Source organism: Marinobacter sp. LM1 (assembly GCF_042763285.1).
Classification (GTDB): Bacteria; Pseudomonadota; Gammaproteobacteria; order Pseudomonadales; family Oleiphilaceae; genus Marinobacter; species Marinobacter nauticus.
Genome location: NZ_CP114373.1, coordinates 1,305,523 through 1,328,129 on the forward strand (window position 1 = coordinate 1,305,523; position 22,607 = coordinate 1,328,129).

General features: G+C 59.6%; 27 protein-coding genes. 1 reads left to right on the top strand and 26 read right to left on the bottom strand.

Annotated elements, in window-relative coordinates:
• Positions 1–8: 8 nt before the first annotated feature.
• The 25 genes from OZ656_RS06055 to OZ656_RS06175 form a co-directional block, all read right to left on the bottom strand.
• Positions 9–3,368: a hypothetical protein gene (locus tag OZ656_RS06055; RefSeq protein ID WP_379945060.1), complete on the bottom strand. Its 3,360-nt coding sequence runs from the start codon at positions 3,366–3,368 to the stop codon at positions 9–11.
• Between the two features lie 3 nt (positions 3,369–3,371).
• Entirely contained in the window at positions 3,372–3,770 is a 399-nt protein-coding gene (locus OZ656_RS06060; protein WP_379945061.1) for a hypothetical protein, read from the bottom strand.
• Positions 3,767–6,952, bottom strand: coding sequence for a hypothetical protein (locus OZ656_RS06065; protein ID WP_379945062.1), 3,186 nt, complete (start codon positions 6,950–6,952; stop codon positions 3,767–3,769). Before OZ656_RS06065 ends, OZ656_RS06060 begins: the two co-directional genes overlap by 4 nt.
• Before the next feature lie 21 nt (positions 6,953–6,973).
• The gene (locus OZ656_RS06070; protein ID WP_379945063.1) at positions 6,974–7,906 is read right to left on the bottom strand and encodes a hypothetical protein; all 933 of its coding nucleotides are present in this window, start codon (positions 7,904–7,906) and stop codon (positions 6,974–6,976) included.
• A gap of 4 nt (positions 7,907–7,910) precedes the next feature.
• Positions 7,911–8,366: a hypothetical protein gene (locus tag OZ656_RS06075; RefSeq protein ID WP_379945064.1), complete on the bottom strand. Its 456-nt coding sequence runs from the start codon at positions 8,364–8,366 to the stop codon at positions 7,911–7,913.
• Positions 8,366–8,974: a phage tail protein gene (locus OZ656_RS06080; protein ID WP_286871995.1), complete on the bottom strand. Its 609-nt coding sequence runs from the start codon at positions 8,972–8,974 to the stop codon at positions 8,366–8,368. Before OZ656_RS06080 ends, OZ656_RS06075 begins: the two co-directional genes overlap by 1 nt.
• Entirely contained in the window at positions 8,971–9,252 is a 282-nt protein-coding gene (locus tag OZ656_RS06085; protein ID WP_379945065.1) for a hypothetical protein, read from the bottom strand. Before OZ656_RS06085 ends, OZ656_RS06080 begins: the two co-directional genes overlap by 4 nt.
• Complete coding sequence (locus OZ656_RS06090) at positions 9,245–9,511, bottom strand: hypothetical protein (RefSeq protein WP_286872000.1); 267 nt, start codon at positions 9,509–9,511, stop codon at positions 9,245–9,247. Before OZ656_RS06090 ends, OZ656_RS06085 begins: the two co-directional genes overlap by 8 nt.
• Positions 9,512–9,516: 5 nt before the next feature.
• Positions 9,517–9,936 carry a glycoside hydrolase family protein gene (locus OZ656_RS06095; RefSeq protein ID WP_379945066.1) on the bottom strand — a complete coding sequence of 140 codons (420 nt, stop codon included), beginning with the start codon at positions 9,934–9,936 and terminating at the stop codon, positions 9,517–9,519.
• 72 nt (positions 9,937–10,008) lie between these two features.
• Complete coding sequence (locus OZ656_RS06100) at positions 10,009–10,332, bottom strand: DUF2190 family protein (RefSeq protein WP_379945067.1); 324 nt, start codon at positions 10,330–10,332, stop codon at positions 10,009–10,011.
• 11 nt (positions 10,333–10,343) lie between these two features.
• The gene (locus tag OZ656_RS06105) at positions 10,344–12,362 is read right to left on the bottom strand and encodes a ClpP-like prohead protease/major capsid protein fusion protein (RefSeq protein WP_379945068.1); all 2,019 of its coding nucleotides are present in this window, start codon (positions 12,360–12,362) and stop codon (positions 10,344–10,346) included.
• 78 nt (positions 12,363–12,440) lie between these two features.
• Positions 12,441–13,964 (bottom strand): phage portal protein, encoded by a 1,524-nt coding sequence (locus OZ656_RS06110; RefSeq protein ID WP_379945069.1) that lies wholly within the window; start codon positions 13,962–13,964, stop codon positions 12,441–12,443.
• Positions 13,961–14,194: a primosomal replication protein PriB/PriC domain protein gene (locus tag OZ656_RS06115; RefSeq protein WP_379945070.1), complete on the bottom strand. Its 234-nt coding sequence runs from the start codon at positions 14,192–14,194 to the stop codon at positions 13,961–13,963. Before OZ656_RS06115 ends, OZ656_RS06110 begins: the two co-directional genes overlap by 4 nt.
• Before the next feature lie 55 nt (positions 14,195–14,249).
• Complete coding sequence (locus OZ656_RS06120) at positions 14,250–14,555, bottom strand: Mor transcription activator family protein (RefSeq protein ID WP_379945071.1); 306 nt, start codon at positions 14,553–14,555, stop codon at positions 14,250–14,252.
• A complete protein-coding gene (locus OZ656_RS06125) occupies positions 14,552–16,576 on the bottom strand; it encodes a phage terminase large subunit family protein (RefSeq protein ID WP_379945072.1) in 2,025 nt (674 codons plus the stop codon). Before OZ656_RS06125 ends, OZ656_RS06120 begins: the two co-directional genes overlap by 4 nt.
• Positions 16,569–17,003, bottom strand: a complete 435-nt coding sequence (locus tag OZ656_RS06130; RefSeq protein ID WP_379945204.1) for a DUF1441 family protein — start codon at positions 17,001–17,003, stop codon at positions 16,569–16,571. The genes OZ656_RS06125 and OZ656_RS06130 overlap by 8 nt, the downstream gene beginning before the upstream one ends.
• A 386-nt stretch (positions 17,004–17,389) precedes the next feature.
• On the bottom strand, positions 17,390–17,785 hold the full coding sequence (locus tag OZ656_RS06135) for a DUF2570 family protein (RefSeq protein ID WP_379945073.1): 396 nt from the start codon (positions 17,783–17,785) through the stop codon (positions 17,390–17,392).
• Entirely contained in the window at positions 17,782–18,006 is a 225-nt protein-coding gene (locus tag OZ656_RS06140) for a hypothetical protein (protein ID WP_379945074.1), read from the bottom strand. The genes OZ656_RS06135 and OZ656_RS06140 overlap by 4 nt, the downstream gene beginning before the upstream one ends.
• Positions 18,003–18,272: a hypothetical protein gene (locus OZ656_RS06145; RefSeq protein WP_379945075.1), complete on the bottom strand. Its 270-nt coding sequence runs from the start codon at positions 18,270–18,272 to the stop codon at positions 18,003–18,005. Before OZ656_RS06145 ends, OZ656_RS06140 begins: the two co-directional genes overlap by 4 nt.
• The gene (locus OZ656_RS06150) at positions 18,269–18,601 is read right to left on the bottom strand and encodes a nuclease domain-containing protein (protein ID WP_121206909.1); all 333 of its coding nucleotides are present in this window, start codon (positions 18,599–18,601) and stop codon (positions 18,269–18,271) included. The genes OZ656_RS06145 and OZ656_RS06150 overlap by 4 nt, the downstream gene beginning before the upstream one ends.
• A gap of 1 nt (position 18,602) precedes the next feature.
• Positions 18,603–18,824 (bottom strand): hypothetical protein, encoded by a 222-nt coding sequence (locus OZ656_RS06155; RefSeq protein WP_379945076.1) that lies wholly within the window; start codon positions 18,822–18,824, stop codon positions 18,603–18,605.
• A gap of 95 nt (positions 18,825–18,919) precedes the next feature.
• Positions 18,920–19,594, bottom strand: a complete 675-nt coding sequence (locus OZ656_RS06160; protein ID WP_379945077.1) for a DUF6475 domain-containing protein — start codon at positions 19,592–19,594, stop codon at positions 18,920–18,922.
• Entirely contained in the window at positions 19,584–20,585 is a 1,002-nt protein-coding gene (locus tag OZ656_RS06165; protein ID WP_379945078.1) for a replication protein O, read from the bottom strand. Before OZ656_RS06165 ends, OZ656_RS06160 begins: the two co-directional genes overlap by 11 nt.
• Positions 20,582–21,370, bottom strand: a complete 789-nt coding sequence (locus OZ656_RS06170; protein WP_379945079.1) for a Rha family transcriptional regulator — start codon at positions 21,368–21,370, stop codon at positions 20,582–20,584. Before OZ656_RS06170 ends, OZ656_RS06165 begins: the two co-directional genes overlap by 4 nt.
• A gap of 20 nt (positions 21,371–21,390) precedes the next feature.
• On the bottom strand, positions 21,391–21,801 hold the full coding sequence (locus OZ656_RS06175) for an endodeoxyribonuclease RusA (RefSeq protein WP_379945080.1): 411 nt from the start codon (positions 21,799–21,801) through the stop codon (positions 21,391–21,393).
• A gap of 237 nt (positions 21,802–22,038) precedes the next feature.
• On the opposite strand from OZ656_RS06175, the gene OZ656_RS06180 reads away from it, so the two are divergent.
• A complete protein-coding gene (locus OZ656_RS06180) occupies positions 22,039–22,236 on the top strand; it encodes a hypothetical protein (RefSeq protein WP_222447760.1) in 198 nt (65 codons plus the stop codon).
• A gap of 97 nt (positions 22,237–22,333) precedes the next feature.
• On the opposite strand, the gene OZ656_RS06185 is transcribed toward OZ656_RS06180, so the two are convergent.
• Positions 22,334–22,582, bottom strand: a complete 249-nt coding sequence (locus OZ656_RS06185; protein ID WP_379945081.1) for a transcriptional regulator — start codon at positions 22,580–22,582, stop codon at positions 22,334–22,336.
• Between the last annotated feature and the right edge of the window lie 25 nt (positions 22,583–22,607).

Genomic DNA, 22,607 nt, shown 5'->3' on the forward strand with positions numbered 1-22,607 from the left:
TCTCTCCTTTACGGTCTGTCTATGTTGCCGAGGGCGTGGATTTCGCAGCCGTCTGCGCCGTCGTCCAGGGGCTCGTCGCTCTGCTGGATTGCCCGGGCCATCCAGAAGTCTGCCAAGGCGCCGACGGTGTTAATACGCACAACATTGCCGGCACTCCAACCGCCCCCGTTGGCGGCGACCGGGATGGTCAGGTAGGGCACACCGCCGCTGCCGTCCTCGTTTCTGGTGCGGGGGTTGATCGGCGCTATGTCCTCGGTGAAGGGGCCGGCATAGACCAAGCCCACCCGCTGGCCGATCAGCTCCACCTCGGTGCTGTTCTTCCATCTCAGCAGCCAGCGCTCGGTTTCGGCCCCCTCGTTGGTCACAGTGATCGGGTGTGCGATGGTGTTCAGGGTGGCGGTGGCCTCGTCACCTTCGATGCTGTCCTGCCAGGTGCCGCTCCACGTTTGCTGATCCCAGGTCGCCGACACCCGCGCGCGCCGGTCGCCGTGGATCAGGCAACTGGCAACGATGGACTCGTTGGCCGGGTAGTTGTGGGTCAGGGGCCGGCTCAGGGTGATATCGCCGGTGATCTGTACGTCCGTGACCAGGCGCAAATCGCCGACCGTGTGTTTTACGGTGACGGGCATGGTGATGCCGCTGGTGTCGTCAAAGGTCACGGTGCCGGTGGCGCGGTCCAGGGTGTAGCCGTCGGTCACTTGGTTGCCGTTGGCGTCAATCACCCGTATCCAGCCCACGCGCGGGCGGGTGGCGATGGTGCCGCCATTGGTCACGGTCTGGGGCGCGGTTTCCTGCGGGTGCATGACCATGACCACATCGCCGGGGCGGTAGATCGGTACTCGGCCGTCGGAGGGCAGGCGCACGGCATCGATGCCCACGATGTCTGCGTTCAGCGGGATATAGCTGAAGGCGACGGCGTTATAGCGCAGGGTGCTGGTGATCATCGGCCGGGGCTTGTAGATGTTCCCGTCGCCATCCACCTTGGCGGGGTCATACCACCACTCGGTTTTTTCCTCGGGGGTCAGGCTGCTGTCGGCCACCAGCTTGCCGAAGGTCACGGCGGCGGTGCCGAAGGTGTAGTTGACGGTTCCCTGCAGCCACTCGTGAGTAAATTCGCCGTCCTGGTTGGCGGTGGCGATGATCTGCTCGCCGTCCTCGGTGGTGCCGACGATCTGCAGGCTTTCCGGTTTCAGCGGGGCGCTGGGGGTTCGGAAAAAGCCCTCGGTGGCAGTCCATTCCCCGTACACGGTCAGCAGGCTGGTCACGTTCAGGCCGACCGGCTGGCCGTCCTGCCAGAATGTTACCTCGGCGGTGCCGGCGTTGTAGTCGATAGAGCCGGCTGCCAGGCCGCTGCCGGTCTGGGGGTCGATATCGGTCAGCAGGTTGCCGCTGCGGTCGTCGTAGGTTTTCCCTCCAAGGGTAAAACGCACCGAATCCGGCACGATGCCGTCGATGTTCCCCGGGGTCAGTTCCAGGGTCACGCTGGCGATGGGCGTGGTGTCGGTGGCGGCCGTGGAGTTGGTGGTTACTCCGTCCACTACATAGCGGGCGGTGGCGTCCTTGCTGGTATCGATGCTCAGGCTTTTGGTGTCCCTGCGCTCGTACCAGTTCGCCAATCCGTAGCCCCTTTGGTAGAACTCAACGTCTACCGCCGATTCGGTGATGGTCACGGTGTCGCCGCTGACGGTGCCGATGATCTGATCAGTCACAACACTGTCACTGCCACTGCTACCCCAGCTTGTTGAGGCGCGCTGTTTCGGCACAACCAGGTTGCCGCCCTGATCCACTGCGGTGATTTTGTGTTGCCGGCTCTGTCCGGTAGGTGATACCAGCCAAAGCTCCAGCCTTAGGGTGTCCGGTTTTGCGGCGGCGCTCAGGGTGATGGGGCTGCTTGCGGACACGGTTTCGTCCGCCTTTACGGCCTCGCCGGCATCTTGAGCCTCGTACCAGTTGTAACTGATGGTCAGGTCGCTGCCCCGATCCGGCAGGGTGGTCAGGATCAGCTCGCCGGTGCCCTCGAACTCGTCCATCTGGCCGGTAGCGTCGCCGCTGATTGCTCCTGTGGCGTCCACGGTGGCGCTTTTGGCCGCGCCCCCTGTTGTCCAGCTTATGGCGACGGAGGTCGGAATAACGGGGCTCTGGGATAGCGTAAAGGGCACGCGGGCCTCGTCGGCGTTCAGGGCCTGGGTGCCGCTGCGAACCTCGTAGTGTACCCGGGAGCCATAGGTGTAGAGGATCTGGCTGCCTACGTCCGGCAGGGCGCCGGTGGTCAGGGTCACGTTGCCGGTTACGTAATCCACGGTTCCGGTACCGAATCCGGGGTCAGAACCGGCGATGGTGCCGTTGCCGTCATCGCTCAGGGTGTACCAGTTGCCCTGGGCCATGTAGCTGATGGTCAGAGCGTTGGGGGCCGGTACCGGGGCCAGGGTTTCGATCCAGTTCAGGCGCCGGTTCTCGGCGGTTACGGTACGGGCCAAGGTGTGGGCCTGTTGCGCTACTTCCACCTCGCGCTCCCCGGCGTCGATGGTCTGCACCAGTTCCGGGTTAAGGGTCTGGTTTGCCAGCGGTTCTTCGCTCTGGGCGGCGGGTACCAGCTGGGTGAACATGGAGGCGGCTTTCAGTTTCAGGTCGCCGATATTGGCGGCAGCGGTCAGCCGTTGTGCCCCGAAGTAGCGGGTTGCATCGGCGACGGTGGTATCCCGCAGGCGCGCGCCGGTGTCGTAGTTGTAGCTGTCCTGTTTGTTAACCTGGTGGCCGGTGAAGTCGTAGCGCAGGGCATCCGAAAGATCCAGGGACACGATCAGGCGCTGGAAATCGTTGCCCTGGGCATCGGTGAAGGTCTGCATCTCGGCGCTGACTTCGGTCACGCGCACGTACTGCTCTTTTTCGTCCGGCTGGCCTTCGTTCTGCACGAGGCAGAGGGTTTTCCCGCGCGGCGGCAGGGTGGTGCTCTCGTCGCGCTGGATGATCCGGATCTGGCGCATGCCGGTGATGTGGTTTTCGTACAGAGCGCCGTGCCACATGGGGCCTTTGAACAGATAGGCTTCCACGCGGTTCGCCGCGTCTGCCCGGGTATCGAACGGGTCGTTGGTGGTGAACAGGGTATAGCCGATGGCCGGATCTTCCGGGAGGGCTGTCACCACGGTTTTAGCCCCGCCGAAAAGATCGGTGCTCAGGGTACGCACCGCCAGAAATAGCTTCCGCAAATTAAACCGGCCCATGGCCCGGTCCAGGTCGCTAATATCCTCAAAGACGTTGTTCATCATGCCGTCAGGGATTTCGTTGCCAGTGGCAGCGCCGCCGCCTTCGGGTACGTCGTCCATAACCTGGGACGCGAGGAACTTGATGTTCTGTTCTTGAATCGGCATGAATTACGGCTCCACGGTGATGAATCGGAATGTGGGGATGACCTGGTGATCTGGGCCCGGGTTGATCAGGAAGCGCAGCGGGGTGCTCTCGTAGCCCTGGCCGTCGTGATGGCGGAACTGAACCGTGTGAACCTCGCCATGGAAATTCAACGTAAGCTTTTGTCCCGGAGTGTTATGCCAGGTGATGATCTGGGGCTCCTTGGTTGCCAGCATCCAGCCGCCCCGGTCCGGCGCCTGCAACGTGATCGGTCGCCCGTACTGGCTGGCGTCTACCATGATGATGGGCTTGCCGGTCACGCTACGGGTAAAGCTTTGTTCCACGGGCGACCAATTCCGGTCAGACCATCTCAGGTCTTCGGGCAGCTCGATGGTCGTGGTGTCATCCGAAAGAGTGATGCTCACAGGGCGGTACTCCGTGCTTTCTCCAGTGCCCGAACAAAGGCGTCTTCATCGGCCGCCAGCACGCGGAAGCTCTCGCCACCGAGATTGATGTCCAGGGTTTTGACGGTTTCGACTCGGGCCTGGGTTGTGGTTTGGGTTGGCCTGTTGAGTTCACGCTCTGCCCGCTGGCGCTCAATCTCCGCCAGCTGCTGGTCACGCGCCCGATCGGCGGCCTCTTTCTCGCGGGCGTTCTCGGCTTCCCGGCGGTTCTTCTGTTCGATCTGGTAGATCTTTTCGAGGGTGTCCAGGGATTGCTGGTAGTCGGCAGCGGCCTCATCGGCGCCGGCCTGCCGGGCCTGTTCCAGCTGTTCCTGCAGGCGTTTTCGTTCGGCCTCATATTGGATTCGTTGGGCTTCTTCGGTGTCGCCCCGGATATCAGCCAGCCGCTGGCGCAGGCTGTTGAGGGTGTTGTCTGCGGTGTCGGTGAGTGACTGCAGTTTCTGCTTGGCGGAGTCGATCGCACTTTGCAGGCCGCTAAGGCGCTGCTTGTCCAGCAGGTCAAACCGGTTGGCTGCGGTTTCGCTCAGGCGGTTGAGCTGATCAAGGCTGAAGCTGCCGGAATCGATCTTGCCCTGGAGGTTCTCCATGGCCACGGCCTGGGACCAGAACCTTTCCTCTACCTCGGCAGCGGCCAGGGCGGTATCGGCGAACCATGCCGCGAGGCTGCTGGACATCAACCGACGGCGGGCAGCAGCCAACTCGTCGGTGCGCTGCTGGGCTTTTTCAAGCGCGTCTGCAGCTGATTCGCTCTCTGTAACGAAGGCGTTACCGCCGATCTTCATCTCGAACAGGTTTCGGGCCGCTACGCTCAGGGCTGTTACTTGTTGCCGCGCATTGGAGATGGCTTTTCCGAATGCACCACCCCAGGCATCCTGCCACTTTCTCCGGAACTCGTCGGCGGCGTCACTGCTATCACCGATGGTGCTCGCCATGTTTCTGATCTTGGGCGTAGCGGCGGCAGCTTCATTACCTGCATCTCTGATGGGCTTGCTGACACCTCCCGCACCGTCACCGCCTGAGCCTTTCTGAAGCAGCTCAAGCTCACCCCTCAATCCTTTGACGGCGGCCAGGCTCTCAAGAGCTTTGATCTTGGTGGTGTTTCCTGTCGCAATGACAGCTTTTGCATAGGCCTCGAAGGCTTCGGAGATTTCGCGTTGGGTTGCCTCTCCGTTCTGCTCGATTTCGAGAAAAGCCTCCTTTGCCTCCTCGGCAGTTTTTTCAAGTTCTTTTTGCGCCGTTACGCCAAGAGTCTCGTAGGCATCCTCTAAATCTTTTGCCTTCCTGGTGGCCTCATCGATGTCGTTCCCAGCTTTCTCGGCGTTTTCCCGGACCCACTCCCAGAAGCGCTCCTCAGCAGTGGCAGTGTCCTTGATCTTTTGCCCGGCAGCTTCTGCCGCGTTGCCGACATCTTCAAATGCGGTGACGATTCCTCGGCCTGCCTCTACAGTCTGGCGGCCATACTCTGCCGTTTGCTTCGCCAGATCGACGACCGTATCTCTGGCAGCACCGGCCTTGGCGCTGATGCTGTTGTAAGTCTCGTCGCTGGCCAAGCCGACTTTGTTCATTGCGAAAACAATACCTTCCGCACCACTCAGAACTGTCGCGAAGCTGCCGGCCACCAGCGTAGCCCATCCTGCCACAATAGTTTGAAGGCCACGGAAAACGGTCATGGCACCACTGGCGCCGGATTCAATCGTGTTCCAGAGCGTGCCGAATCCTGCCGAGATGCTGTCCGCGTTCTCCACCAGTTTGGCCGCCATATCGGCGCCCCAGTCGGTCAGGCGCTTGAACAGATCGATGAGCTTCTCGCCCATTTCGTTCTGGTCGAACAGATCCACCACTTTGTCTGTGGCGTCGGCCACCACCGGGGCCAGCTCGGCACCGATTCGGCGGGTGAGGCCCTGAATCTTCAGGGTGATGTCGTTGTAGATGTCATTGGCTTTGAGAAGCTTGTCCAGCTCCTCATCGGTGTAGATGGCGCCTTCTTCCTCGGCAGCCGCCTGGATGGCTTTCAGGCCGGCGGCGTTGTTCTCCAGAAGGGGCTGCAACTGGCTGGCATCGCTGGCCAGCTTTTCCAGCATGGCTACCTGCTGCTCTTTGGGCAGGCTTTCGATTGCGGCCGCGAACTTGAGCATCTGCTCTTCCGGTCGCAGGTTCTGAAAGTCCTCAATCTTGAGGTTCAGCGCTTCCATTACCTGAGCTGCTTCACCACCACCCGTAGCGCCGAATTCGCCCAGGCGCTCAGTTACGCTGCGCAGAATGTCCGCAACTTTATCGCCAGTCAGCCCCACCCGTTCGCCGGCGATCTGCCAGACCTGCAGGGCTTCACGGTTTGCGCCGATGGCATTGGCGGTGTTGGTGAGCTCATCCGCCAGCGAGGCCTGGCCACGGGAGAATACAGTGAGCGTGGCGGCAGATGCGCCAATACCCGCGACCAGCGCAGTGGCGCCGGCAGCTACGGTTTTGAGGCCGGAGCCGAGTTTGCTGAGTAGGCCGCTGGATTTGTCGGCTTTTTCGCCGAGGTCTTCTGCAGCTTCTGCCACGTCTTCTGTGGCGGGGGCCGCTTGCTGGGCGCTCTGGCCCATTTCGGTGAGCTCGGATGACAGGCTGGCCGCCTGCGTGTTTACTCCGTCCAGCTCCTTCCGGATTCTGACCTGCTCGCCTGCCAGGTCTTTGGTGCTAATCCCGGCGGCTTCCATCTCGCCACGGAGTTCGTTCAGCTGCCTGTTATTGGAGATCCAGGCTTCGTCCGCGCCTTGGGCGGCCTTCTTCGCGCGCTCGAATTCTTGGACTTGCGCCCGGGTGGGTGCTTCGGTTTGTGCAAGCGCTTTGCCGAGTTCGGTGGCTCGGGCTTTCGCGGCCTGCTGCTGCTCGGCCAGCTCTTTGGTTTCGCGCTTGAGTTCTGCAAATTGAGTGACGAGCCCCTGCTGCTCCCGGAGCTCGGTCAGGCGGCCCGCCAGCGCCTGCATTTCTTCTGAGGTTTTCCCCAGGCCTTCGCGCAGGGCGGCGGAGTTGTCGGGTAGCTCCACACGACCGGATTTTTCCAGCTCTTGCAGATCGCTGATCAGGCCCTCTACGTTCTTGAGCCCATCGACGGCTGCAGAAATCAGCAGGTTGACGCGTTCGTCATTTCCTCCGGCCATGTGGTTTCATTGCCTCCCAGCTTAGATCATCGCCATTTCGACGAATTTGCTCAGGCCTGCGCCGGTGCGACCTTCATCCGCCAGCACGGTGCCGGACAGAGTCAGCTCGGCGAAGTCGTCGCCACCGTGACGCTGGAAGCCCGAAGTGGGGGAGAGCTTCACGCGGAAGTACGTTGCGTGCAGCGGGTTACCGCTATCAACAGAGTTGAGGCCTTCCCAGCGCAGCTCGAACAACTGTTGCGAGGCCGCCAGCGCCTGAATCAGGTACTGAGGGTTGCGCTCGTAGGTGGCCTTGAGCGGCACCATGGTTTCATCGTCTGGGTAGGCGATATTCACCGGGGTGTCTTTAACACGGATGCCGTGCGGGGTGCGGTCGTAGTCATCACCAGCAACGAGAGCGGCGTTGCCGATGTGCTGCCAAACAACGGTGCCATCGGTGACCGTGCCGTTTGCGGTCGGCCATGTTGGTTCGGTTGCACCCGTTTCGCCGCCAGTTGTGGCCAGATAGGCCTCGGTGGTGTCAACCAGCACAGCGCCTGCTGCAACCGCGGTTGTAGCTGTCCATGTGGTGTCGTCGGCCACGGTGATGCTGACAGCCTGATCCGGGTCCGGCAGGTAGCGGAAGCCGATACGGGTGCCAGACCAGGACTCGACAATCTCATCAGAGATGGACTGCGCGCCGATCTGCTCGATGTTTGCCAGGAAGCCCGCCGCGATGTTGCGCGGAGTGATGTCGTTACAGGTGGCTTCGAAGGTAAAGGACGTTACGTTTTCATCAACGTCCAGCTCTCCACCAGCTGCAGTGGTGTAGTCCTGTCGGGACTGGCGATCCACCTCGATGGATTCGGTGAAGCCGGTGACGTTCCCCAGCTCAAATGGACGGCCCCCGCCAATCGGCTTGAGGATGAAGCGGCCGCGGCCTTTGTAACCGCGTGTGGTTGATTGCAAGGACATGGCATTACCCCTCGTTTTTGGTCAGCGGGTAGCTGATTGTGATGGTGTGCGTGACACCAGCGGTGTTTGATCCAGACTCCGGGTGGACGTAATCGCCGCCGGAGATCGATACATTGGTAGTGTTTGGCAGTGCATCCATAGCCAGTAGCGATGCCAGGGCCATGGTGATGTCTTCGTCCAGCTCGTCCAGCTCTGGCTCGTAGTCCCGATCGTTGGCGTCAACCATGCCGGTGACCAGCACCTCCCGGGACTTCATGACCGTTTTGGGCTTGGCGGCGCCTGGGGCGTTGGACGATGTGCTGACAGAGATCAGCGGCAGATCGTGCTGGTTGATCCGCAGCGACTCTGGCCGGCCTCGGGTTACCTTGTTTCCAGCACTGGTATGGAAGCCATTTTCTGGCCGGATTCGCTCCAGCTCCTCGATGATTCGGTTAACCAGGGCGGTGCCTTTGGCGGACATTACCGGCCCCCCTTCTGCATCGCGTAGTTGAGCTGGGCCCGATACTCTTTCACCAGCTCTTTGCTGATCTCGGGCTTCAGTTCGCGCCGGACCCCACGGAACACCTGGTCAACCGAAGGGCCGTAAAGGTGTTCGATGTCGCCACGGGCGGAGCCTGTACGAACGAACACCCCCATAACCCCGGAGTTCTTTAGCGGCAGCAGGAAAGCGCCGCGCATCTTCTTTCGGCCGCCCTTGCGGGACACGGCCACGGATACACCAGCCTGCTTTTTGCCGGACGGAATGCCACGCAGCTGGTCACCCGCGGCCCCGCGAGCAGCTCGTGCCATTTGCTTGGCACCATAACGGGCAAGTCGGGTGGGGCGCTTGCGGCCAGAAATGACGGCTTCTGGGTTTCGCTCCGTCGCCTTTTGAGTAACGGTGAGGTTGTCGTTAACGTAGGCCGCTGGCAGGCGCACCTGGTCGCGGATAGCCTTGCTGGCTGCCGTTCGGAACTTTGAGGCCACTCGGTTCACCGCCCGGAACTGTGCTTTCTCGGCAGCTTTCACGGTGCCCTGGATAAACTTCCGGGCTTGGGCAAACTGGCGTTTATCGATACTCAGGCTCATCGCAACACCACTTTGGTCATCGCGTCGTCTTTCACGGCCATCAGCTGATCAACCTTGTGGGTCTCGCCTCGGATGACCACCGGCAGGCCCTCGCGGATGGCGGGCACGTTGTCTGGCAGCACAGATACAGTCAGTCGGCTTTCCACCACCGGCTCGTAGCTGCCAAGCTCCACCAGCTCGTTGGCGACAATGCCCCGGGCGGGCTGGCCTGCAAATGTGATATCTTCGCCGAACATATCCATACAGACTTCGGCGGTTTCTCGAGCCAGATCAATCATTGCGGCGATCCTCTATCAATCGATCCAGCTTCCCGCTGATGAGGCGGAGGTCTGTCTTTAGCTCGTCAAACTTTTTCTCGCTTCGCTGTTGATCTGAGATCCGGGATTGCTGGATCATTTGCACGGAGCTTTCTACAAGGGCAATCCTCTCGTCTTGCTTTGCTTGATCTCGAGAGATGCCTACCGCCAGCATAATCACCGTTATGATGACTGCGATAGGAATACCCTTATCAACATGCCAGCCTCTGCGATCTGCCATTTCCGTCACCGCTGCACCTCGCCAGTCCGCATGATCTCCGACAGCTCTACGGCACGCGAACCGACCTGCCTGGCCCACTTTGAATCCAGCATCTGGCGCGCAGCTTCGGCGTAATCCTTTCGGGCGATAGCGGCCCACATCTTCCGAAAGCCCATCAGCCCCCGGAATCCAACGTTGAAGCACATATTCATCAGGACCGTTTGGCGCACCGGGTCCAGCTCGCTGTACTCATCCACGGTTTGCATGTAGCGCTCGGCTTGCTCGATATCGTTGTCGAGCATGAAATCTGCCTCATCACGACTGATGCCGATATCTTCAAGGTTGCGGCCGTACCCGACAGTCAACTTGCCTACGGTGTCCCGGTAGGGCTTAAGGCGCAGGCCTTCGTGCCGTTCGAGTTGTGATCTGAGTAGTTGCCGGTCCATATAGATCTCGTGATTCAGCAATGACCTTTATTCAGCACCCTGCCGAAACAGGGTGCTGTAAAAGCCCACTGGTTATGCGCTCAGGCGCACCAGGCCGTGGCTGGATGGGTTGGCAGCTGCTGCCGCTGCGTGACCGATAAAGGTGTTATCGGTGGACGCAGTGGTGGCGGCATTGCCGTTCCAATACACCTCCACCCCTTCCGTCCACGCCTGCGCAGAGGTCTTCGGCAGCTCCCAAACGCCAGTACACTGGCCCTCAAAAGCCGCACCCTCTGCCGCATCTTGCAGGGCAACAACGAACAGGGCGCCGATCAGATAACCAACGCCGGAGGTAACGCCGCCAGCAGGGGCGGTGAGGGTCAGAACCTGACCCGGCTGAATGAAGTTTGTAGCCATGTCAGTTCTCCTTATGCGCCAGCGTTGTAAGCTGCACCGCGGTAGTCCAGCGCAGCCACACCGAAGTCATGGCGCACTTTGTACTTGGTGCCGTCTACGTCGAACCCTTGCTGCATTTCCAGATAGGGCTCTTGGTTTCCATCCAGGAACGCGACTTCGATAACCGGAGCCTCGGTCGCGGATGCGAAGGTGTAATAGCCGGTACCTGTCAGGCGCGGGGTGTCGATCACGTCAGAGAACAAGCCGCGAACTTTGTTCGGGCGCTGCAGCTTGCCGCTGGTGTCTGGATCGTACTCAGCGCCGTTGATTACCCGAGCGGTGCCGCCAAGGCCCATCGGCACCAGCAGGTTGGAAGGGCGAATATCCAGGAAGTCATTGCCGCTGATGTCTTTCTGGCTGGCCATCAGAACACGCAGGGCTTCCAGCGACTCCACCGACAGCGCTGCAGCGGTGCCGATGTTCTTGTGGTCGGCGTGGAACAGGCTCTTGCCATCATCCATGGTCGGGCCCTTGCCGCCGTTTTCCGCCAGCAGGGCGTATACAGCAGCCTCGATGGTGCGAGCAGCTGCGCGGCCCAGCATGTTGGACAGGCCAATGAACGCGCCCAGATCATCATTCACAATCGCCTTACGGGTCAGTGAGATGATGTTGCCGACGGTTTCGGCCTGGATGCTGGCCTTCTCGCCGTCCGGGATGGCCTTGTACTTGTACTCGCCGTGCTCGTTCAGGCCGTCCAGATTGCCCAGGCTGCCCAAGCGGTACCGGTTGTGGGCGCGGAAGTCGCTCACGGAGCCGGCGGCGCAAAAGCGAGACCAGGTGTCAGAAGCTGAGGCATACGCTGTCTGCAGCGTTTTGTGCATGGCTTCTTCCAGAATGACCGGGAAGTCGCTAGTGCCCTGAGTGAAGGCGCTGGCCACGATCTTCATCTGGTCCATGCCGTTGGTGTTGGTACCGGATGCAACCAGGGAGTCCTTGGCAATATCCAGCAACTTGTGGCCGCGATAGGGGTTATTGCGGTCGGCTTTGACCCCAGCAATACCGGCACGGGCCATAATGGCTTCAACCGCAGCGGCACGCTTAACGTCGCGTTCATCCTGCACCACGGTTACCCGACCCTGAACTGGCTCAACACCTTCCGCCAGCTTGGCCAAGATTTTCTCTCCTGCTTTTTCCGGAGTGACGGAGAAGTCATCCAGGCAGGCAGCTCTCAGTTCAGCAAGGTCATCGCGACCTTTGAACATATCGAATTTTGCGTTAATGCCCTCGCGGCGAGCAGTTTCTTCCTGCTGCAGCTTGGCGCGGATTTCGGCCTCAGTGGGGGCCGTGGCCTGCGGTTCTGCCGCCGGCTTTTTCACTGGATCAGGCATAGCTGGTTCCTCTGGCTTTATTGCGGCGGCTGCCGCGGGTTCAGGTTTTGCGAATTTTGCAAAGCGGGTGAGGTCGAACGTTTTATCGATGCTGGCTGCAATAGGGAGGGCTTCTGTTACCTGGTTCACGTAGCCGGCTGCCTCGGCTTCTGCAGCTGTAAACCAGTGGTCTTTGCCATCTTCCATCAGCGCCATGAACTCTTCGGCGGGCTTGCCGGTGCCATCGGCGTAGGCTTCGGCCATCGCTCTTGCGAACTTGTCCATGGTGTCGGCCATGTCGCGCATGTCCGTGGCGTTGCCCATGCTGAAACCCCAGGGGGCGTGAATCATGAACAGCGCGTTGCTTGCCATATTGACGGTATCGCCAGCCATAGCGATCAGGCTGGCGATGCTGGCCGCAATGCCGTCGATTTCAGTCGTTACTTTCGCGGGGTGGCGTTTGAGTGCGTTGTAAATGGCCAGGCCATCAGTGACTGATCCACCAGGAGAGTTGATGCGCAGGGTAATGTCGGTGGAACCCAGCCCGGCCAGGTCTTTAACGAACTGTGCAGCAGTCGTGCTTTCGTCATCCCAGCTGTCGCCAATATCGCCGTAGATAAAAATCTCCACGGAGTTATCAGCGAGGGCCTTAATGGAAAAGGGGTTGTTCTTCGGTTGAGGCATAACAGCACCCTTGGTTCTTGGATGCTGTCAGCCTCTCAAAGCACTTGCGACATTTTTAGCTGCGCAATGTCGTTATTTTCAGGTTTCCTCTGGGTCCTCTTGAAGTTGTTCTGTGGCGAGCTTCCAGGCGGCATCTGAATCAAACACCAGGCCTTTTTCTTTGGCTTTCCGCCGGAACTTGTCGATCTGGTCGAGGACATCCGTCGGGTTGACCCCGCGCTTGCGCATTACCTCGGACTCCGAGGCAAAGCCGGCGCGCACGAGGGTTAGCCAGGCGGTGGCTTCTTTTGCCGGGTCTATCCACGGCATTTGCTGGCCAACAAACATGGCATCATCTTCAGTGCCGAGCTCAAGGTCGGGAGGAATTGGCACAACGCCCGAAAGGGCCGCGGCTCTGACGAACTGAGCCCATACTGGCTGAACAAAGTTGCCCACGAACTCGTCAGTCAGTGTGGCGTAGTGAACCCACTGCTCAATCAATTCCTGGCGCTGAGCAGAGAAAGTGCCGTTGTAGTCCCGGGCAATACTGCTGTAGTTCGCGCCAATGCCCGCGGCGAACGCTTTGAGTTGGCCTTGGCGGAACGTTACCAGGTTCGGGTTCGGGCGCTTGGAGTCGATCATCCCGATCTCTTCACCGATCTCCAGGGTATCGATGATGGTGCCGGGCTCGAGCCCAATATCCCGGGGCTTGATGTCTCCGTTCTCGTCTCGGGGCAGGGTGTCGGGGTCCAGGTCTTCTGGGTTGCCACGCTTAACGTAAGCAGTGAGCATGGCCGCGATCTTTGCCGCTACCCGCTCGGATTCTTCGTAATCCTTGATATCTTCAAGGCGAGTGATGACGCTGGCGAATTCGGAAACGCCACGAATCTGGCCAATGCGGTCAGCGATGGTTACGTGGAGGATTCGGTCAGCAGGAACGAACTTCAGGTCGCTATTGGACGACAGGACAACGCCATCGGTTGGGTGGTTTTTGTGCACCCAATAACCGGTTGGACGCCCCCACGCATTTAAGGCGATACCTTGTCGGATGCCGCGGCGGGTGTCGTTGAATGAGTAAGGCACCATGTCCGGCTCAAATAACTCGAGCGAAAACGGAACTCGTGTTCCGTGTTCCAGAAGCGGTACTGGGCCGGACAGCATTTGTGCGAATGCTTCGCCGTCTCTGATCCATGTGCGGCACGCAAGCCTTTGAACTCTGGCCCAGTGGAATTGCTGGGTAACCTCTGGATGGTGCTCCCAGTCTTTCCATGCCGCCAGCAATGCCGAGGCATACTCTTGATGGATCGAGCCATCAGCTCGCCGGGGCTGCGGCTCTACACCTATACCCTTGGGGCCAACCACGTTGTTGACCATAGTGCGCAACGCGCCACGAGTAATATCGTGGTTTTGTTCCAGGTGCCTTATTTGGTTACGGATGGCAATTGCGCCCTGCTGAGTCTGCAGGTTCGGGCCGGCTTGATCCCTCCGAAATTTGCGCGTCCGGTCCGGCTTTGCCGCTTCATAGTAGGCCAGCACTTGACGAGCCTTTGCTCGCTTCAGGGCTGCCTGAGGACTGAAGACACCAACGAGGCGGTCTATTGAATTCAGCTTTGCCTTACTCATCGATCAAGCCTCGCTACTGCAAACCCCAAGCCTCCGAAGCTGGGTGCGCCGGAGGCCGCCCGCCGCTCCGCCGCAACCTTCGCTTCCCATTCCTTTCTGCCTTTGCGGATTGATTCGAGATCTGCCCTCGATACTCGACGCCCTTCGAATTCAATCTGCTGGCCCTGAAGCACAGCCGCTTCGGCGGATAGGTACTTGGCAAGCATTTCTGAGGCTGTTGGGGTTGTCATGGTCTGCACCTGCTTTTGTGGATGTTTTCACTCTACAAATGTCCGCCTGACATCGTTACCGGCAAGGTGTGACCGAAACAATCCTCATGATATGCCGCTCACTAAGGTTATATTTCTTGGCCAAATCAGGGACATTGGTTCCGTTGTACTCTCGGACGATCTCGCTGTTCCTTTGGTTGCGGTTGGGGCAGGGCACGTAGATCTCACCGCCGCCCACCTCCCGGCGAATCTCCAGCACAATCTCGTCCGCCATGGCTGACGCTGCCAGCTCCACCAGGCCATACCTGCGGGTAAGGCAGGCGGTCAGAATTCGGTGCAGCTCCACTGCTGAATCAGTGTCGCGGTTCAGGGTTGTGTTCATAGCCGGCTACTCCACTCTGATTTGCCAACGCCTCGGCGGGCGGATTTCGTTGTTCTTGGCTTCTGCTGTCTTTCCCGGCGTTCTTCCCGGGTTTCGCGTTCACTGTTGTGCTCGATAGGTCTTGCCCAGGGTTGGGTCGGGTTATCCCAGTTGATCCGGTCTGCCCCCAGATGCAGGGCGCCAGCCCAGATCATTGCGCAGAGGTCGATAGATTCGTTCCGCTTGCGGATCTGTTTCCACTTGCCATTCGGCTGCCGTACCTCTGCCCTGAATTCATCCCAGAAGGCCGCGCCCAACCAGGCGGGAAAGTGGAGCCTGGCCGGCCCGCCACTTTGACGCCGGCTCGCGTTGAAAACGGAATCCTTCAATAGGTTGGGGTTGCACAGCAGCTGGGGTATGTTCTTTCGGGTTCCCACTCGACTTTTCCTCAGAATGGGGGCGGTGAGTGTAGAGCCGCCTTTATAGAGCCTGGCTTTGTCTCCGAGCTGCTGCTTCTGGAGGCGGAGCCACCAGGCCTTTGCGTTCTCCGATACACCGCCCTCACCACCGGAGTCTGCGACTACCAGTCGGACTCGAAGCTCCTGGCCATCGATCTGAGTTCTGTACGTGGCGCCCAGAGTCCGCTCGGTCAAAACATCCCAGTCCTCTGGGTAGCTGGCCGGATCGATAGGGGCTTTGCCACCACCAACACCGGGGCGGTTGCTGTCTCTGATCTCGAAGCGGTCTATCAGCCACTGTTCCATCTGTGGGCCGAAGGCGTGAACCTGAACCACGAACCGTGCATCTTGGCCCCCCTGCACGTCCGCGGAGGCAATCAAGAAACGGGCATTTTCCGGAACCACAAATCTAGGGAAGTCCTCTGCCAGATCCGATACGTTGGTCGAGCGAGACTCTTCAAGCATGGCCTGGCTGAGGTAAGGCCTTCCCCAGTCGGTATTGATTACGGCCTTGTAGGTGTGTTCGCTTCCGGTGGATTCGTAGGTCTCCCGGGCGCGCTTAAGCTTTTCAGCCAAGCTGGACCAGGTCTGAAAGGCCGCGGCAGGGCCCTCCATCCAGAACGATGCGATTCGGCTCTTGCGCGGCTCACCTTCCAGCCCGCCGTCCGCGTTCAGGTAACCGCCCTCGGGAACCCATCGGCCATTGAGGTTCAGGCGCTTTTTCAAAGAAGGGTCCACCTCAGTACCGCAGTGCGGACAAAAAGCCCGGGCGGACTGCAGGTTGAAGTTCTCCATGATGGGCTGGAACCACTCCCTGCAGTGGCCCTCAGGACACTGCCAATACCAGCGGCAGCGGGTTCCTTGGTTGTAGAGATCAAGGATGCCGGTCGTAGGCGGGGCCATGTGCGGCGCGTCTTCCGGCTGTCGCCAGGTGGGATCGGTGATATCCCGCCCAGGCGAGCTTTCCGCCAGCGTCATGCCGGTAGAGCCAAACGTCTGGGTACGCTTTGAGGCCAAGGTAAACGGGTCACCCTCACCGCCCATGTCCGCCGCCAGCCGGTCGTAATCTGTGATCAGAACAAACTTGTAATCGGAGCTGGCCATGACGTTCTTCGATGGCCACTTGATGCCCAGGTAATTGCCCGCTCTGAAAATCCTGTCGTGAACGTTATTGTCGTGCCCCCTGGGGCTCAGTCTTTTTGCGAGCGCCGGAGAGTGGTTTAGCATCCGGTCGACTCGTTTCTTGCTGTATTCCCGAGCCTTTTCTTCACTTATCTGAATGATCAGCCCATCGGCTGGGTCGCACTCAATCCGGTATGCGATGTAACCATCCAGGAGCGCCTGCGTTTTTCCTGTCCGGGCTGGCCCGGCAAAGATCACGGCGTCATAGCTGCGCCCGCCCATGCAGTCCAGCGGCTCCCGAATGTATGGGGCGCCGTCTGCGCTCCAGTCTTGGACAGTGCCGTCACCGTTCACCATCTTCATGTATTGGGCAGCCGCCTCGCTGGGCTTGATTCGGCGCGGAGGGCGGATCAGCTCTGCTACATCCTGGCGGATCATTCTTGCGCTTCCGTAACTACCCATGGGCCTCCAACTCCTCTTCATCATCGATGACGGATTGATACATCTGTTCCCTCAGGTTGTCGGTCACGCCCTCGACCAGATCAATTGCCTCCGGCGGGAGCCCTGCGTCGCGCTCGAGTAAATCGGGTAGCGCATCCAGTTTGCTCGCAATGGACTTGGCCAGATTGCTCATCTCTCGGTGCACCTCCTCGACCGGCACCAGGGAGCGCATTTCCTTTTCGAGCTTGATGCGCTCGTTTTCTGACTGGTACCAGTCTTTGCGGTCCTTGGGATGCATCTCGTCCGGATCCGCTCCGGTGCCGGTCACAACATCGCCGAACAGCGCGGGGCCGGCATCCTTGAGTGCGTAGACGCTCACTCCGTTTTTCTGACTAGCCGGAAGTACGCCAGCCTCCCTTAGCCGCCGGCGGACTGTCCCTCGGTCCATTCCGAAGGCATCCGCCAGCCGGGTGATGTTCCAGTTGTAAGCATCCGCTAACTTGTTGATTTCCGCCGCCACCTTCACCACCCGTTAATCGCGAAGCCACGCGCCCCAAGGGCTCGCGGTGGTGGAGCCATGGGAACCCGAAAATTTGCCAAAACTCGCGGTTCCGCGTCCCCGTACAGCTCTGATGCCCAGGAGTACCTTTCCGAATTTGAAACCGGTCCTGTCACTCACCACCCGCCCACTCTCGCAGCGCAGCCTTGTCTGCATTGCAGTCACTGAGAGCCCTCTGAACCTGTGCGCAATACTCTGGGATATCACCCCAGTCAGTGCCCTCGTATTGAGGCATCTGGCTCTGCTGTATGAGCACCGAGGGTGGATACACATACTCAGTCCTGTACTCGATCACTGGATCCCGCGCGCAGGATGTCAGCAACAGCGGGAGGGTGAGGGCGGCCAGCACACTCATCGTCGGCCAGCGCCTGGCGAAGGGCTTCGATCTGTTCACGGAATTTCCTTTCTGAGGTTTGTCGGGATTGTTGTGCCTGGGCAATGAGCTCATCGCGCTTCTGTATTTCCGTGGCCAAGGCCTGATAGCTTTCAGACTGGCTGCGCAGGGATTCGGCCAGCATTGTGTTCTCGGTGTTCAAGGTGCCTACCTTCTCGTTCAGCGCGCTATTGCGTGAGTGGAGGGCGTACACCGTAGCCAGTAGGCCGAGAATCAGGACGACGAGGCCGCCGGATAGCCAGGGCAGGGCTTTTGATGTCAACAGCTTCCCGATCATTTGCGCCCCCTGCTGAATGATTCGATAGCGTTGTTCCCGTAGTAACCAATGACGATTACCCCAAAGACCCACGCCAGACCTTCCAGCAGAGGGACAGATGAGGGGCGTACCGGAGTAAACAATGCCGCCGCCAACGTGAGCAGTAGAGCTCCCATGGCCGTGTAGGCGAGTCGCCGCCTGTGTTTCCAGTAACGCTCTGGGTCTGGGTGTGGGTCGGTCATGCTGCATTCCTCATCCGGTTGAACATCGCCCTGATTTCGTGCTCGTCCTCCTGCTCCGCCAGCCATGCTTCCAACTCGTCCCTGGTGATTGCCTTGGCTCGATACTCCGCCCACTTTGCCCGGGCTTTCGTTTCTGTCGATATCGGCCCGAAGCCCTCGAATCTCGCTCCGAACCGATCCCGGCAGCTGCGCCCAGCTTCTTCGATGCTCTCGCCTGTGAGCATCATCGAGCGCTTACCATCCACTATCGCGGTGAGCTGGATCACGCCGCGCCCTTGATCGTGATAACCCCCATACCAAACAACTCTCGCCAGGTGCGCATCTGGGCCCGGCGCAGGTACCAGTCTTTGTGTTCCCGCTCCATGGGTGGCCACTTCATCCGTCCATCGATGACTGAATGACAGGCGTCACACGCGAAGCAGGCGCTCAGATCGTCCGCTTTCCTGGCAATGCCGTGGCTTTCGTCAGGAAGGTGAGCCAGTACGGTTGTTGACCAATCTCCGTTACACACGCCGACGATCTGCAGGGTGCATGCTTGGCCACGGGCAGCGTTCCGGATGTGGTTTGAGCGAATAGGTGTCGGTTTCTTCAGCATGTCAGTCACCGTGGTACCGTGATCCGCCAGCGCCATAACCCCGGCCGCTTTCCCCGCCTCTGAGCTCCGCCAGCTGGCGGTGCGCAGATTTGAGTTGCTGGCTACGTTCCTTCAGGCGGATCCGTAGCTGAATCACCAGATCATCCATTGCCAGGCTTTCACCGGTCTCTTTGCACACAACGCCGGACGCCTCGCAGTTGTCGCATCGCAGCTGGTAGAACATCGACTGAACGAATCCCGCTCCAAGACAATGAGGGCAGGGCTTGAGCGGTCGCTTCTCCTGGTTGAACGCTGGGCCGGCCTTTTTCGTTACTTCCTTCAATGCAGGCCTCCGAGTTTCTTAACTCCACTGTCAATGGCGCTTTCCAGGTACTCCTGGGTACCAGGCTGGTGGATATGAGTAATACCGAGGTCGCCGCCACCCTGATACACCAGTCGTGCCTTCTCGGCGTTGCCGATCATCACCGGCTCATCCTGCGCCCGCCCACGCCTGAATCCGCTGTGCTGGCTGTTCTCGTGCTCACATGTGCCGATCAGCTTCCGGGGGAAGGATTCAGGCGGCTGCACCGTGAAGCCCTGGTAAAGCTTTTGGAAGTTGTTCCGGAGGAACGGGTATTCCTTGTCGTCAGTCATGCTGACCTTTAGCCAGCCGCCCAGGCGTTCGATGGCCGCGTGAATCTTGGGATCGTCAAAAACCACTGAGCGGTAGTTGCCCACGCAGCGGATCGCGTGATCGACCTTTGCCCATGCCTCACCGCTGGCGGATTGGCTACTGCCCTGGAGCAGTCGAACGATATCCGCTGGCTTTGGCGGGAACTGGCCAGTGTCCGGGTTGGTAATGTGTCGGGACAGGGCCCGCTCAATGTCCGCCAGCGAGAACGCGATCAGGGACTGGAATACCATGTAAACCACTCTCGGCTCCGGGCTCTTGCCGTAGATCTCATGAGCCTGAGCCCACATATCGCCAAAGGCTTCCAGGTCGTTAGTGTTCATAGATCGCCCCCTGTTGGTTGCCAGTTCGCTGTTCGTGGATTCGGCGAAGCTCTGCTGCTCGATCAAGCCCGGCCTGCTCCGGGGATTTCCGGCGCTCCGCCTTGCGTTGAGCTGCGAGCTGAGACCATTTCTCGCGAAGCTTGTCGGGGCACTGCACATTGGCAGACCAGAATCCATGCTGACGGCACCATTTGAATAGAGCCCGAATGTGCACCTGCTCCCGGCGGTCCTGCTGTCGCATCAGCCGGATGGTGTTCGCCCAGCGAGCAAGGTTCGGCTCTCGGGGCTTGTCCTGGCCCAGCTGCTCCGCCAGCTGCTCCCACATCCACGTCGCGAGGCTGAGATCGTCTTGAGTTCCCCAGTACCGGCCGCTCTGGATGGCTGCGTCAGGGCGGCCTGGCTCGGTAGCACTGTCATCGGAAGTGGACCGGGAGGCGTCCGGCCGATCAGGCCCGGACAATCCTTCTGCCGTAATCTCTGCTGTAGTCTCTGTAGTAATCTCTGTAATAGATTGGCGCTTTCCGCCAGACTTGATTGGCGCATCTGTACATTCTTGATTGGCGGATTCCGCCATACTGGGCGCACCGTTCGTGCAAACTAGATTGGCGGAATCCGCCATACTGTGGATTTCATTGGAGTTTTCGGCTGTCTTGCGCTTAGCTTTGTGGCTTTCCGACAGAGCAGCCAAAGCGGCTTCCAGTGCCTCGATGTTCACACGGAAGTACAGCCGGGCAGGGACGCCGCGGCGCGCTTCTTCGATGAAACCGGCCTGGGCCAAACGCTTTCGAGCAGTCTCCTGCTCGCGCCTGGTCATGCCGGTTTCTGACTGCCACTCGGCTTGTGATTTGTAGAACCAGCCATCGGGGTTGCTTGTTCTGGGTCGCCAGTACAGCGCCTGAGACAACATCATTGCCCCGCACATGCCCAGCCCCAGATCCACAAAGGCGCGGTTGAAAGCGATCGGGCGCGCCATAAGATCGATGATGCTCATGCCGCCTTTTCCTCGCCTTCAAAAAGCACGTGCGTGTACTTGCCGTCCCAGTCCTTGCGCATATCGAGCTTGCCTTGTTCGTATTGTGAATAGAGCCACTTAGCGCCCTTCTGGGTGAGAACGACCTTCTCGCAGGGTCGATCCTCTTTGTTTAGGTAACGGCGCTCAGTGAAAAGCTTGTCTCGGTATGCCGCAGCGCTCCGGTAGCCGTGCTGAGTCTTCAGGAGCCGCTTGCGCTCAACCAGCAGGGGCTGAACCCGGTTCAGGTTGACGCCGTTGAGCATTCGGCAGAACTCTACCGGTGTGAGCCCGGCCTTCAGGTTCGCGGCCAGATCGTTGCACACGGCGTTAAGGCGGTGGGTTTCGTCTTTGAAGTGCTCCAGCTGGCTGCTGAGATCTTCAAGGGCAATTCGGGCGGCTTGGCTAAGGTTTTGAGCCCAGGAGGGCAGGGCGGCTTTTGCTTCCAGCTCTTGCCAACGATCCACAAGCCGTGCGGTGAACTCCGGCGATAGTTGGGCAACAATCACATAGCTGTCGCGCTTGCTGACGTGGTAGACCACCCCTGGACGGCCTGTTTCGGACTTTTCCCCCACTGGGGTAAAACTCACAAGGCCGCGCTGGGACAGCCTTTCAATCGATTGCTTCACTTTGTCGTGCCGGGACTCCACAACCTGAGCTATTTCCCGGCTGCTCATGGTGAGCGGCTGACCGTTGATTGTCGGCGTTAGTTGCTGCATACTTCCTCCTATCTCGTCCACAGAACCCCGGTAGGCCTGCCAGCCCATGACCCGGGGTTTTGTCTTTTCTAGGCCTCTGGCCCTTTCCCCGTAATCACCACCCGAACTTCACCCAACGGCTTCACGATCTCGTCGCGCTTCAGGAATGGGTGTGTCCGAAAGTGGCAATCGTCGATTCCCAGGGCATCTGCCAGCCCATCACGGCCGGACTTGAACGCGGCAACCACGTTGTCGTCATCGCGTTGCCGGCGATTGGGTGGGCAGAAGTCCAGGAACACATGAATTTCACCGCCAGCGGCAACCAGATCGCGCAGGGGCTGCAGATCCCATTTACCCTGGTTGATGGCATTGCGTGCTTCGATCTTGCAGGTGTAGCGGTACACCTCGGCAGCTTTGGCCTTCTTCGCCCAGTGGCCCCGGCTATTCGGGCTAAGTGCCTTCGGCGGCCAGGGTAGGTTGATCTGCAATTTCTCCGGCATGACTGCTCCGCTGTCCGGTTTTATTTTTCGTGACGTGTCACGCTGATAAAGCTGGCGGGTTATCCGGTATCACCGCCGTATACCTTTTGATGGGAGGTTACCCATACCCCCTACCGGTGGGAGCCACATGCAGCTTGTCATCGCTGTTGATGCCTGAAGGCATCTGGGATGAGCCTGGCCCTTGCTCAGATCGACCAACGGGCCGCCATGCTTCTCAGTGTTTAACCGGGTGCGTACATGGCACACCCTCCCGGCACCAAGCTCATCTCAGATACCTGCCCGTCTTTCCGGGCTGTCAACGTGGTCACCTGGGGCGGAGGTCGTGACGGTCCTTTGGCCCACGCTGCTGGCGTTCTATCGGTGGTCCCTATCTCCACCTGCAATGTCGGCACCTCGGCTTACGCCTGGCCAGCGACTGTTACCGGCTGCTTCTGATAGCGCTGCAGCTCGCGCCTGCATCAATACCTGTATAAATAACCACCCATAGTCAGGCGGGTATTCCGCCAGCTCGTGAGTGGTTTAATGGAAACCATCAGGCGGCCTCTCCGGTGCGCTTATCTGCCGGGAGTCCGTCAGTAGGGTTCGGGTAGATGTCCGGGCGGAGTTCGTGAGGAGTTACCTGCCAATTGGTGGCCTCACATACGGGGATAACCTTTTCTGCCGAAACCTTCCGGTGCCCAGAAAGCCATTGATAAATCAGCCCCTGAGTAACGCTTAGGTGCTCAGCAAGCTGTCTTTGGGTGACCCGATTCCGGGCCATAAAGGCGCGTAGTGTTTTCATGCTTATGGATATTAGCTTTGCTATT

Excerpts from the sequence above, each read along its gene's own strand:
- OZ656_RS06055 (WP_379945060.1), bottom strand. The coding sequence starts at position 3,368 with ATGCCGATTCAAGAACAGAACATCAAGTTCCTCGCGTCCCAGGTTATG.
- OZ656_RS06065 (WP_379945062.1), bottom strand. The coding sequence starts at position 6,952 with ATGGCCGGAGGAAATGACGAACGCGTCAACCTGCTGATTTCTGCAGCC.
- OZ656_RS06070 (WP_379945063.1), bottom strand. The coding sequence starts at position 7,906 with ATGTCCTTGCAATCAACCACACGCGGTTACAAAGGCCGCGGCCGCTTC.
- OZ656_RS06075 (WP_379945064.1), bottom strand. The coding sequence starts at position 8,366 with ATGTCCGCCAAAGGCACCGCCCTGGTTAACCGAATCATCGAGGAGCTG.
- OZ656_RS06080 (WP_286871995.1), bottom strand. The coding sequence starts at position 8,974 with ATGAGCCTGAGTATCGATAAACGCCAGTTTGCCCAAGCCCGGAAGTTT.
- OZ656_RS06085 (WP_379945065.1), bottom strand. The coding sequence starts at position 9,252 with ATGATTGATCTGGCTCGAGAAACCGCCGAAGTCTGTATGGATATGTTC.
- OZ656_RS06090 (WP_286872000.1), bottom strand. The coding sequence starts at position 9,511 with ATGGCAGATCGCAGAGGCTGGCATGTTGATAAGGGTATTCCTATCGCA.
- OZ656_RS06095 (WP_379945066.1), bottom strand. The coding sequence starts at position 9,936 with ATGGACCGGCAACTACTCAGATCACAACTCGAACGGCACGAAGGCCTG.
- OZ656_RS06100 (WP_379945067.1), bottom strand. The coding sequence starts at position 10,332 with ATGGCTACAAACTTCATTCAGCCGGGTCAGGTTCTGACCCTCACCGCC.
- OZ656_RS06105 (WP_379945068.1), bottom strand. The coding sequence starts at position 12,362 with ATGCCTCAACCGAAGAACAACCCCTTTTCCATTAAGGCCCTCGCTGAT.
- OZ656_RS06110 (WP_379945069.1), bottom strand. The coding sequence starts at position 13,964 with ATGAGTAAGGCAAAGCTGAATTCAATAGACCGCCTCGTTGGTGTCTTC.
- OZ656_RS06115 (WP_379945070.1), bottom strand. The coding sequence starts at position 14,194 with ATGACAACCCCAACAGCCTCAGAAATGCTTGCCAAGTACCTATCCGCC.
- OZ656_RS06120 (WP_379945071.1), bottom strand. The coding sequence starts at position 14,555 with ATGAACACAACCCTGAACCGCGACACTGATTCAGCAGTGGAGCTGCAC.
- OZ656_RS06125 (WP_379945072.1), bottom strand. The coding sequence starts at position 16,576 with ATGGGTAGTTACGGAAGCGCAAGAATGATCCGCCAGGATGTAGCAGAG.
- OZ656_RS06130 (WP_379945204.1), bottom strand. The coding sequence starts at position 17,003 with ATGGACCGAGGGACAGTCCGCCGGCGGCTAAGGGAGGCTGGCGTACTT.
- OZ656_RS06135 (WP_379945073.1), bottom strand. The coding sequence starts at position 17,785 with ATGATCGGGAAGCTGTTGACATCAAAAGCCCTGCCCTGGCTATCCGGC.
- OZ656_RS06140 (WP_379945074.1), bottom strand. The coding sequence starts at position 18,006 with ATGACCGACCCACACCCAGACCCAGAGCGTTACTGGAAACACAGGCGG.
- OZ656_RS06150 (WP_121206909.1), bottom strand. The coding sequence starts at position 18,601 with ATGCTGAAGAAACCGACACCTATTCGCTCAAACCACATCCGGAACGCT.
- OZ656_RS06155 (WP_379945076.1), bottom strand. The coding sequence starts at position 18,824 with ATGTTCTACCAGCTGCGATGCGACAACTGCGAGGCGTCCGGCGTTGTG.
- OZ656_RS06160 (WP_379945077.1), bottom strand. The coding sequence starts at position 19,594 with ATGAACACTAACGACCTGGAAGCCTTTGGCGATATGTGGGCTCAGGCT.
- OZ656_RS06165 (WP_379945078.1), bottom strand. The coding sequence starts at position 20,585 with ATGAGCATCATCGATCTTATGGCGCGCCCGATCGCTTTCAACCGCGCC.
- OZ656_RS06170 (WP_379945079.1), bottom strand. The coding sequence starts at position 21,370 with ATGGGCTGGCAGGCCTACCGGGGTTCTGTGGACGAGATAGGAGGAAGT.
- OZ656_RS06175 (WP_379945080.1), bottom strand. The coding sequence starts at position 21,801 with ATGCCGGAGAAATTGCAGATCAACCTACCCTGGCCGCCGAAGGCACTT.
- OZ656_RS06180 (WP_222447760.1), top strand. The coding sequence starts at position 22,039 with ATGGCACACCCTCCCGGCACCAAGCTCATCTCAGATACCTGCCCGTCT.
- OZ656_RS06185 (WP_379945081.1), bottom strand. The coding sequence starts at position 22,582 with ATGAAAACACTACGCGCCTTTATGGCCCGGAATCGGGTCACCCAAAGA.